The organism is Streptomyces sp. UH6 (genome assembly GCF_013421635.1).
In the GTDB taxonomy this organism is placed as follows: Bacteria; Actinomycetota; Actinomycetes; order Streptomycetales; family Streptomycetaceae; genus Streptomyces; species Streptomyces abyssomicinicus.
The window spans coordinates 1-1879 of the sequence record NZ_JACADT010001064.1 but is presented as its reverse complement, the minus strand read 5'-3'; the positions used below and the strand labels follow the sequence as shown (position 1 = coordinate 1879).

At 74.7% G+C, this 1879-nt stretch carries 2 protein-coding genes; both read left to right on the top strand.

The genetic code is table 11. From position 1 onward, the window contains the following. Positions 1-844, top strand: an 844-nt coding sequence (gene cobA / locus HW445_RS29225; protein ID WP_180223840.1) for a uroporphyrinogen-III C-methyltransferase, incomplete at its 5' end; no start/stop codon positions are given. 14 nt (positions 845-858) lie between these two features. Beyond that, complete coding sequence (locus HW445_RS29220) at positions 859-1671, top strand: RNA methyltransferase (RefSeq protein ID WP_180223839.1); 813 nt, start codon at positions 859-861, stop codon at positions 1669-1671. Positions 1672-1879: the final 208 nt, after the last annotated feature.

Genomic DNA, 1879 nt, shown 5'->3' with positions numbered 1-1879 from the left:
CACCACCGAGGCCAAGGACCGCGACCCGCGGCACACCGCCGCCATCCGCGACGCCGTCGTCGAGGGGCTGCGCGACAACACCCTCGTCGCCCCGCAGCACCGCACCAAGTCCCCGGGCGTCGCCCTGGTCGGTGGCGGCCCCGGCGACCCCGACCTGATCACCGTGCGCGGCCGCCGCCTGCTCGCCGAGGCCGACGTGGTCATCGCCGACCGCCTCGGCCCCCGCGACCTGCTCGACGAACTGCCCTCGCACGTCGAGGTCATCGACGCCGCGAAGATCCCCTACGGGCGCTTCATGCCGCAGGAGGCCATCAACAACGCCCTGATCGAGCACGCCCAGCAGGGCAAGGCCGTGGTCCGCCTCAAGGGCGGCGACCCGTACGTCTTCGGACGCGGCATGGAGGAGGCCCAGGCGCTCGCCGAGGCCGGCATCGCCTGCACCGTCGTCCCCGGCATCTCCTCCTCGATCTCCGTCCCGGCCGCCGCCGGCATCCCGGTCACCCACCGCGGCGTCGCCCACGAGTTCACCGTCCTCAGCGGTCACGTCGCCCCGGACGACGAGCGCTCGCTGGTCGACTGGGCGGCCATGGCGCGGCTCACCGGCACCCTCGTCATCCTGATGGGCGTCGACAAGATAGGCCGCATCGCCGAGACGCTGATCGCCCACGGCAAGGCCCCCGACACCCCCGTCGCCCTGGTCCAGGAAGGCACCACCAGCGCCCAGCGGCGCGTGGACGCCACCCTGGCCACCGTCGGAGAGGTGGTCCGCGCCGAGGACGTCCGGCCGCCCGCCGTCATCGTCATCGGCCCGGTGGTCGCCGTCGGCCCCACCACACTCCCGTAAGGCACCCTCCTCCCATGGCCGAACTCATCCCCGTCGACGACCCCGACGACCCCCGCCTCGCCGACTACACGAACCTGACCGACGTCGAGCTGCGGCGCCGCCGCGAGCCCGCCGAGGGCCTGTTCATCGCCGAGGGCGAGAAGGTGATCCGGCGGGCCGTCGCCGGCGGTCACGGGATGCGGTCCATGATGCTCACCCCCAAGTGGGCGGGCGTGTTGGCCGACCTCATCGAGGAGACCGACGCCCCGGTCCACGTGGTGACCCCCGAGACCGCCGAACAGGTCACCGGCTACCACGTCCACCGCGGCGCGCTCGCCTCCATGCGGCGCGAGCCGCTGCGGGACGTCGGCGAACTCCTCCCCGGGGCGCGGCGGCTGGCCGTCTTCGAGGACATCGTCGACCACGCCAACATCGGCGCCGCGTTCAGGAACGCGGCCGCCCTCGGCGTCGACGCCGTGCTGCTCACCCCGCGGTGCGCCGACCCGCTGTACCGGCGGGCCGTGAAGGTGTCCATGGGCACGGTCTTCCAGGTGCCGTGGACCCGGCTGGAGTCCTGGCCCGCGGACCTCGAGCGGCTGCGCGAGGGGGGCTTCACGGTCGCCGCGCTCTGCCTCGGCGAGCGGTCCGTCACCCTGGACGAGTTGGCCGCGCGCCGGGACGAACGGCTGGCCCTCGTCTTCGGCACCGAGGGCGACGGGCTCAGCCCCCGCGTGCTCGCCGCCGCGGACCTCCACGTCACCATCCCGATGGCCGAGGGGGTCGACTCCCTCAACGTCGCCGCCGCGTCGGCCGTCGCCTTCTACGCCACCCGCCCCACCCTGACCTGAGCCCCCTGCGGGCCCCGCACGTCCCCACGGGCCCAAGCCCCCTCCGGACGCCCCCGCCCCACGGCAGCACCCTGCCCGGTCGGCGGGCGGTTGGGCCGTTGGGCGGCGGTGTCCTGCCCTTGGGTGGTCCAGTCGGTGGGCGGTCGGGTTGCCGCGCGCTGGTGCTCTGCCTTCGGTCGGCCCGGTCCGGGGCGGTTGTTGGGCCGCT